Origin of the sequence: Ketogulonicigenium robustum (assembly GCF_002117445.1) — a bacterium.
GTDB classification, from domain to species: Bacteria; Pseudomonadota; Alphaproteobacteria; order Rhodobacterales; family Rhodobacteraceae; genus Ketogulonicigenium; species Ketogulonicigenium robustum.
This window is the reverse complement of record NZ_CP019937.1, coordinates 2,444,361-2,452,467: the sequence shown is the minus strand read 5'-3', so window position 1 is coordinate 2,452,467 and position 8,107 is coordinate 2,444,361. Positions and strand designations below refer to the sequence as shown.

Below are 8,107 nucleotides of genomic sequence, written 5' to 3'. Positions count from 1 at the left end.
TTCACGGCCCCCTCATGGATGCGGCAGCGCCTTCCGCACGGGGAAGGCCGCCCTGCCATAACGGCAGCTTACACCGCATAAAGCGGCATTTCACCGAAAAGTTACACCGAAGTTGAATGCTAAATCAGCGCACCTCACCGCGCATTATCAAAGCGCGGCAAGTTGTCCTCGGCCCAAGCGGCAAGGGCTGTCACCTTGTCGGCCGCCTCGCGCCCGATGGGGGTCAAAACATATTCAACATGCGGAGGAACCTCTTTGAAATCAATGCGCTGCACGATTCCATCCGCTTCCAGCAACTGTAGGGTCTGGGCCAGCATGCGCTCGCTCACCCCCTCGATCCGGCGACGCAGCATGCTAAAGCGCTGCTGGCCGTGCAGCATCAACGCCACCAGAACCAGCACGCCCCAGCGGCTGGTCAGATGCCCCAATACCCGACGCGAGGGGCACCCCGCGCGCAGCACGTCGGCCGCAGGCGACACATCGCCGTCGGTGGCCCATGCCAGCTGATTCATTATACTTACCTGCATGTATGTACTTATAATTCGTTAGTGTCTTCACATATGAATATGAACAGTCATACCCACAAGGAGAAAAAGCATGACTATCGCTGTTACGGGTGCAACCGGCCAACTGGGCCGTCTTGTCATCGCCCAATTGAAGGAAAAAGTGCCGGCCAGCGATATCGTGGCACTGGTGCGCGACCCCGCCAAGGCTGACGATCTGGGCGTTGCGGCCCGCGCGGCCAATTATAACGATGTCGACGCGCTGGAAGCCGCGCTGAAGGGCGTGGACAAGCTGCTTCTCATCTCCTCGAGCGAAGTCGGCCAGCGCGCCACGCAGCACGCCAATGTCATCGCGGCCGCCAAGGCTGCGGGCGTGGGCTACATCGTTTACACCAGCTTGCTGAACGCGGACGAATCACCCCTCAGCCTGGCGGACGAGCACCGCACGACCGAAGCTGCAATCAAGGCATCGGGCATCGACTACACCATCCTGCGTAACGGCTGGTACACCGAAAACTACACCGGCAGCATCGGCGGCGCAGTGGCTGGGGGTGCCTTTATCGGCAGCGCGGGCGAGGGTCGCATCGCATCGGCGACGCGCGCCGATTACGCTGCCGCAGCCGTCGCCGTACTGACCACAGACGGCCACATCGGCAAAACCTACGAGCTGGCTGGCGATACGTCCTACACATTGGCCGATCTGGCCGCCGAGGTTGCCCGCCAGACCGGCAAGCCTCTGCCCTACAACCACCTGAGCGAAGGCGACTATGCCAAGACGCTGGCCGGTATCGGCCTGCCCGCACCGCTGGCCGACGCCATTGCATCATGGGACATCGGCGCATCGCAAGGCGCGCTGTTCAGCGAAAGCAAGGATCTGTCGAAGCTGATCGGTCGCCCGACCACCACGCTGGCAGATGCCGTCAGCGCCGCCCTGAAGGGCTAAACACGCCGCACGCCGTCGGTCCAGACGGCGGCGATATTGGGCCGGCTTGCGGTATGCAGGATTTTTTCCAGCAGCCGCAGGCCGGTCGCACCAAAGGGGCGGATCGTCCCTGCCGCAGCGGTGGTATCCACCGCCATTGCATCAAACTTCATCCCAACCGCGAAGCTGCCCGTGGGCAGGCCCAATGTCTGCGCCCCGCCGCGCGTGGCCAGATGGAAGGCGGTCGCCATGTCGATCGGGGCCTCGCCGGTGCCACGCTGGTCGGACGGGGCAGCCGCGTCAACGCCGCGCTGGCGGATGCGCGATGCGGCGACGGTCATGCGGGCAGCCTCGAATATAGAGGGGCTGGGGCCGCCCGAAATATCGGTGCCAAGGCCGGTGTTCAGGCCCATATCCAGCGCGCGGCGCAGCGGAAACACCGCCCCAGCGAAATAGGCGTTCGACGCCGCGCAATGCGCCACCCCCGCCCCATGATCGCGCAGCAGCGCCATATCGCTCTCGGACAGATGTGTGCCGTGCGCGAAGACAGAATGTGGGCGCAGCAGGCCGAAATGAGCCAGGCTTTCCGCGTCCGACTGGCCCATGCGGTCTTGCACATAGCCATGCGCCCAGTCGGATTCCGAGATATGCGATTGCACCCGCACACCGGTTTCGGCGGCCAGTTGCCCCAAGCCGTGCAAGCATTCATCGGTGCAACTGGGAATGAAGCGCGGCGTGATTGCGGGGGCAACAAGCCCCCCGACACCCGCGATGGTGTGGATATGGTCGATCACCGCGCGCGTGCCCGCCACCGCATCAGCCGCCGAGGCATCGCGGTAGTAATCGGGGCAGGCTGCCGGGTCGTCCATCGCCACCTTGCCGATCACCGCCCGCTGCCCCTTGGCCAGACAGATATCGGCCAGCAGGTTCGTTGCGGGCACGTGCACGGTGGCAAAATGCAGCGCCGCCGTTGTGCCAAGGGCCAGCATGTCGTCAATCAGCGCGCTATACACATCGCGCGCGAAATCGAGGTCGGCGTAGCGCGCCTCGAGCGGGAAGGTGTAGTGCTGCAGCCAGTCTTCCAGCGGCAGATCCAGCGCGCTTCCCAATTGGGGGTATTGCGGGGCGTGCACGTGCAGATCGACAAACCCCGGCAGCAACACCTGCCCCGCAGGCAGGCGCAGCGCGTCGGCGTGATCGCCCCCCGGCGTCACCGCCACAATTGTGCCCTGGTCATCACAGGTGATGAGGGTGTCGGGCAGTTCCTCGACGGCGGCAAGAGTGGGCGCATGGAAGGCGTTTGCCTTAATATGGTGCAGACGCATGGGGGGCCTTTTGATGGAACGGCGGTTCCTGCTGGTTTTGATCAACCTGCCCCCAAAGGCAAGCCGCCAGTTGCTTGCCATCACCGGCGAATTGCGCAAGCGTCGCCGCAAAGCCAAGCAAACGGGGGCACAGCCATGACCATCGACATCCTGCAAACGGGGCCGCTGCTGCCCGAAACGACCGCTGCCTTGCAGCAACAGGGCTTCACGCTGCACCCCTATTACAACGCCCCCGACCGTGCTGCCCTGCTGGCCGATGTGGCCCCCCGCATCCGTGGCCTGACCGCCGGTGCCGCGCCCGCCGCCCTGATCGCGCAGCTGCCCGCCCTTGAAATGATTGCGAATTACGGGGCGGGGTATGACCGGGTTGATACCGCCGCGGCCAGCGCGCGGGGGATTCGCGTCAGCAACACGCCCGACCCGCTGCTGAACGATGTGGTGGCCGAACTGGGCGTTGGCATGATGATTGAAATGACCCGCCGCATCGCGTGGCACGACCGCTTCGTGCGCGCGGGCCAGTGGCAAAGCGGCCCCGCCGCGCCGCTGACCGGCACCTTGGTCGGCAAGAAGGCGGGTTTCGTCGGCATGGGCCGCATCGGCATCGAGATTGCCGACCGCCTGCGCGCGCTGAAGATGCAGATTTGCTACACCGCGCGCAGCCCCAAGCCTGATTTGCCCTATGAGTACTACCCCGACTTGGCCGCGATGGCGCACGATGTCGATTGGCTGATCGTCATCGTGCCGGGCGGTGCCGAGACGCAAGGCTTGGTCAGCCGCGCGGTGTTGGAGGCTTTGGGCCCGCAGGGGCATGTCCTCAACCTGGCGCGCGGCAGTGTGATTGACGAACCCGCCATGGTCGAGCTGCTGCAAAGCGGCGCGTTGGGCGGGGCCGCGCTGGACGTGTTCGCGCACGAGCCGAAGGTGCCCGAGGCGCTGTTTGCGCTGGATAACGTGTTGCTGCAGCCGCATGTCGGCGGGGCGGTAGCCGCTGCGCGCGTGGCGATGGGGGAACTGATGGTTGCCAATCTGGCCGCGCATTTCGCGGGGCGGCCCCTGCCCAGCCCTGTCATCTAGCAGGGTTGGTGCTTTCATTGCCGCGGCGGCGGGATTACAACCGCCCCAAACCCATCCACCGCCGAGGGCGCCCATGTTCACCGCAACCCTGCTGACCGACCCACAATCCCCCGTGCTCGAGGAGGCGCTGGTCCACAGCCTTGCCGCCAGCTGGCAAGGCGGCGCACCGCGTTGGCTGTCGGTCGGCGAGGCGGCGGAATTCGATATGCCCGCCCAGCCCGCCGATCAGTGGCAGCGGTGGGAGGCATTGCAAGCCTTGGGCGTTGATCTGGTCGTGCAGCCGACAACGGGGCGCAAAAAGCAGCTGCTGCTGGCCGATATGGATTCGACCATGATCCGGCAGGAATGCATTGACGAGCTGGCCGCCGAGGCTGGCGTCGGCGCGCGTGTCGCCGACATCACCGCCCGCGCCATGAACGGCGAGCTGGACTTCGAGGCGGCCCTGCGCGAGCGCGTCGGCCTGCTGCGCGGCCTGCCCGAAGGGATCATCCAGCACGTGCTGGACACCCGCATCACCTATACCCCCGGCGGGCGCGACCTGATTGCTACGATGAAGGCAAACGGGGCGTATTGCGCGCTGGTCTCGGGCGGGTTCACCGCCTTTACCGCGCGCGTCGGTGCTGCGCTGGGGTTCGACGAGAACCGTGCGAACACGCTGCTGGTGGAAGATGGCGCCCTGACCGGCGCGGTCGCTACCCCCATCTTGGGCCGCGCCGCCAAGATCGAGGCGTTGGAGGAGTTGCGCGACAAGCTGGGCCTAAGCAACGATCAGGTCATGGCCGTCGGCGATGGGGCGAACGATCTGGGAATGTTGGGGCTGGCGGGCGCGGGCGTCGCGCTGCATGCCAAACCTGCCGTGGCCGCCGAATGCGACATCCGCATCAACCACGGCGATTTGTCGGCCCTGTTGTTCATTCAGGGCTATGCCCGTAGCGAGTTTGCCGCCTGATCATGTTTCTGGAAGTCGCCCCTGACGTTCTGGCCCTGCTGATGGCAGCGGCCTTCTTTGCCGGTATTATCGATTCCATCGCAGGCGGCGGGGGGTTGATCACCCTGCCCGTGCTGATGCTGGCGGGCGCGCCGCCCGTCACCGCGATTGCGACCAACAAGATCCAAGGCGTGTTCGGCACCGCAACAGCCGCCTACAGCTATGCCCGCGCGGGGCATGTGGATCTTAGAAAACAAGTCTGGCCAGCGTTAGTGGCCTTTATCGCGTCGATCTGCGGCGCGGTGCTGACCAGCCACTTGCCGGTCGAGTGGATCAAAGCCGGTCTGCCGTTTTTGCTGGTAGGAATTGCGCTGTTCTTTGCACTGAAGCCCGGCCTTGACGATACCGACCGCCGCCAACGCCTGACGGGCACGCTGTTTGCAGCGACCGTCGTGCCGCTGGTCGGGTTCTATGACGGGCTGGTCGGGCCGGGGGCGGGATCGTTCTATATGATCGGCTTCGTGTTGTTGGCGGGCTACGGCGTGCTGAAGGCGACGGCCCACACCAAGCTGCTGAACCTTGCATCGAACGTCGGGGGGATGTTGGCCTTTGCCATCGTCGCAACCCCGTGGTGGATCACGGGGTTGCTGATGGGCGTGGCGCAAATCGCGGGCGCTTATGTCGGATCGCGCCTTGCGATGCGGGTCGGGGCGCGGATCATCAAGCCGCTGCTGGTTGTCACATCCTCGCTGCTGGCGATCCGGCTGCTGCTGGGCTAGGCGGCGTCCAGCTTGGCGTAATGCCCGCCTGCCGCGACCAGTTCGGCATGGGTGCCGGTTTCGACAATCTGGCCCTGATCCATCACAAAGATACGGTCGGCATTGCGGATCGTAGCCAGACGGTGGGCAATGACCAGCGTCGTGCGGCCCACGGCCAACCGGTCAAGCGCGGCCTGAATCTCACGCTCGGTCTGGGTGTCGAGGGCCGAGGTCGCTTCGTCCAAAATCAGGATCGGGGGGTTCTTCAGGAACAGGCGCGCAATGGCGACCCGCTGCTTCTGCCCGCCCGACAGCATCACGCCGCGCTCGCCCACCACGGTATCCAGCCCCGCCGGCATGCCCGCGATCATATCGGCCAGTTGTGCAAGGCGTGCGGCTTCCATGATCTCGTCATCGCTGGAACCAAGGCGACCATAGGCAATGTTCTCGCGCAGCGTGCCGCCGAACAGGTAGACATCCTGACTGACCAGCCCAATCTGCGCGCGCAACATGCCTAGCTGCAGGTCGCGAATGTCGTGGCCATCGACGCGGATCTGCCCTTCGGTCACGTCATAGAAGCGCGGCAGCAGCGCCAGCAGCGACGTTTTCCCCGCCCCCGAGGGGCCGACGAAGGCCACAGTCTCGCCCGGGTTGACGGCAAAGCTGATGCCGCGCAGCACGGGGCGGCCATCGGAATAAGCGAATTTCACGTCGTCAAACCGGATGTCGCCCGTCAGCTTCGGAGCGGCAATGGCGGTGGGTTTGTCGGCGATATCGGGGTCGGTCGCCATCAGGTCCTGAAAGTTTTTGAACCCGGCGATACCGCGGGGGTACATCTCGATCACGGTGGCGATTTTATCCAGCGGGCGCAGGAAGACGTTGACCAGCAGCAAGAAGCCGACGAAGCCGCCCGTGGTCAGGCTGCCCGAGACGACGAACGCCGCACCCGCCACCATCACCAGAATCTGCGTGGCGCGCATGCCGATATAGGTCACCGCGTTGGACCCTGCCATATACCGGTAAGCGTCGATTTTCGTATTGCGGTAGGCGGCGTTGTCTTTGGCAAATAGCGCGCGTTCGTGTTCTTCGTTGCCGAAGGCCTGCACAACGCGGATACCGCCGACGTTTTCTTCCAGCCGCACGTTGAAACCCGCAACGCGGGCATAGATCGCGCGCCACGTTTTCGTCATGCGGCGGCCAAAGAACAGCACCACCGCAAAGGCGACCGGCACAATCACCAGCGTTAGCAGCGCCAGCGGCAGGTGCAACATGGCCATCATTGCGAAAGCCCCGATAAAGGTCATGATGGCGATGAACAAATCCTCGGGGCCGTGGTGGGCGACCTCGCCGATTTCTTCCAGATCGCGGGTCACGCGGGCGACCAGCTTGCCTGTGCGCTGGGTGTCAAAGAAGCTCCACGACAGTTTTTGCAGGTGGTCAAAGGCTTGGCGGCGCATCTCGGTTTCGATGTTGATGCCCAGCTGGTGCCCCCAAAAGATCACCACATACATCAGGAATGCGTTCAGCCCATAGACGCCCGCCAGCAAAAACGCGGCAAACACGGTCAGCTTCAGATCGCCCAGCGGCAACAGGCTGTCGATGAACCACGTGATGGCCAGCGGGAAGGCCAGTTCCAGAATGCCCGACAACACCGCCGACCCGAAGTCGAGCAGGAACAGCCGCCGCCACGGTTTGTAGTAAGAGAAAAACTGTCGCAGCATCATCGGCACCTGTCATTTCTTCGGGAACAGGCGACAAAGAATGCCGGACGCAGGGGAAGTCAACCCCGTTGCGCGCAGATCAGGCTGTGGGCGAGGGCCGCGTGAAAACCGGCTTACCCGGCTGGCTGGCCGGATCCCACTTGTAACCGCCCACGTTGAAGGCCCGCAGGTCGGCAGGGTCGGTGATGCGGTTTTCAACGACGAACCGCGCCATCGCGCCGCGTGCGCGTTTGGCATAGAACGACACCGTTTTGCCGACGTTGTTCTTGATTTCAAGGAAGGTCGGGGTGATCACCATCAGCTGCAGGGCCTTGCGGTCGATGACCTTGAAATATTCCTGACTGGCGCAATCAATCAGGAATTCTGTGCCCATTTCCTCGGCCTGATCGTTTAGGGCGCGGGCGATGCGGTCGCCCCAATAGGCATAAAGCGTGGTGCCGCGGCTGGTTTGCAGGCGGCGGCCCATTTCCAGCCGGTAGGGTTGGATCGCATCCAGCGGCCGCAGCATCCCGTAAAGGCCGGACAGGATCCGCAGGTGTCCTTGCGCATACGACAGGGCTTGCGCATCCAGCGTGGGGGCATCGAACCCCTGATAGGTATCGCCGTTGAAAGTGAAAATCGCCGGCTTTTCGACATCGGGGGTAGGCGCGCTGGCGAAGGCCAGAAAGCGGTCGCGGTTCAGCTGGGCCAGATCTTCGGACAGGTCCATCATCTTGCGGATCTCGTCCACGGATTTTTTCTGCATCAGGCCGGCCAGATAGGTCGCATCGTCCTGCCACGCGGGGCGAGTGGTCGATGTGGTCACGGGCGACAGGTCTAGGGCTTTAGCGGGCGAGATGACGGTCAGCACGGGCGGCGTCCTTTGATGCGGTGTGG

Annotated in this window: 9 protein-coding genes; 5 read left to right on the top strand and 4 right to left on the bottom strand. The window is 64.1% G+C overall.

Features of this window, described 5'->3' with window-relative positions; all coding sequences use genetic code 11:
• Nucleotides 1-134 precede the first annotated feature (134 nt).
• The gene (locus BVG79_RS12200; RefSeq protein WP_085787146.1) at nt 135-512 is read right to left on the bottom strand and encodes a winged helix-turn-helix transcriptional regulator; all 378 of its coding nucleotides are present in this window, start codon (nt 510-512) and stop codon (nt 135-137) included.
• An 85-nt stretch (nt 513-597) separates the two neighbouring features.
• Here BVG79_RS12200 and BVG79_RS12195 point away from each other — a divergent pair, with 85 nt between their 5' ends.
• The gene (locus BVG79_RS12195; protein WP_085787145.1) at nt 598-1,446 is read left to right on the top strand and encodes an SDR family oxidoreductase; all 849 of its coding nucleotides are present in this window, start codon (nt 598-600) and stop codon (nt 1,444-1,446) included.
• Here the strand turns inward: BVG79_RS12195 and BVG79_RS12190 are convergent.
• A complete protein-coding gene (locus BVG79_RS12190; protein ID WP_085787144.1) occupies nt 1,443-2,750 on the bottom strand; it encodes an amidohydrolase family protein in 1,308 nt (435 codons plus the stop codon). The genes BVG79_RS12195 and BVG79_RS12190 overlap by 4 nt on opposite strands.
• Between BVG79_RS12190 and BVG79_RS13700 the strand changes: the two genes are divergently transcribed.
• The 4 genes from BVG79_RS13700 (at nt 2,749) to BVG79_RS12175 (ending at nt 5,531) form a co-directional block, all read left to right on the top strand.
• A complete protein-coding gene (locus BVG79_RS13700) occupies nt 2,749-2,889 on the top strand; it encodes a hypothetical protein (protein ID WP_157115696.1) in 141 nt (46 codons plus the stop codon). The two genes, BVG79_RS12190 and BVG79_RS13700, sit on opposite strands and share 2 nt — an antisense overlap.
• Nucleotides 2,886-3,824: a 2-hydroxyacid dehydrogenase gene (locus tag BVG79_RS12185; RefSeq protein WP_085787143.1), complete on the top strand. Its 939-nt coding sequence runs from the start codon at nt 2,886-2,888 to the stop codon at nt 3,822-3,824. Before BVG79_RS13700 ends, BVG79_RS12185 begins: the two co-directional genes overlap by 4 nt.
• A 73-nt stretch (nt 3,825-3,897) precedes the next feature.
• The gene (gene serB, locus BVG79_RS12180) at nt 3,898-4,773 is read left to right on the top strand and encodes a phosphoserine phosphatase SerB (protein ID WP_085787142.1); all 876 of its coding nucleotides are present in this window, start codon (nt 3,898-3,900) and stop codon (nt 4,771-4,773) included.
• 2 nt (nt 4,774-4,775) lie between these two features.
• The gene (locus BVG79_RS12175) at nt 4,776-5,531 is read left to right on the top strand and encodes a TSUP family transporter (RefSeq protein ID WP_085787141.1); all 756 of its coding nucleotides are present in this window, start codon (nt 4,776-4,778) and stop codon (nt 5,529-5,531) included.
• Here BVG79_RS12175 and BVG79_RS12170 read toward each other — a convergent pair.
• A complete protein-coding gene (locus BVG79_RS12170) occupies nt 5,528-7,231 on the bottom strand; it encodes an ABC transporter ATP-binding protein (protein WP_085787396.1) in 1,704 nt (567 codons plus the stop codon). The genes BVG79_RS12175 and BVG79_RS12170 overlap by 4 nt on opposite strands.
• Nucleotides 7,232-7,310: 79 nt before the next feature.
• The gene (gene yaaA, locus BVG79_RS12165) at nt 7,311-8,081 is read right to left on the bottom strand and encodes a peroxide stress protein YaaA (RefSeq protein WP_085787140.1); all 771 of its coding nucleotides are present in this window, start codon (nt 8,079-8,081) and stop codon (nt 7,311-7,313) included.
• Nucleotides 8,082-8,107 lie beyond the last annotated feature (26 nt).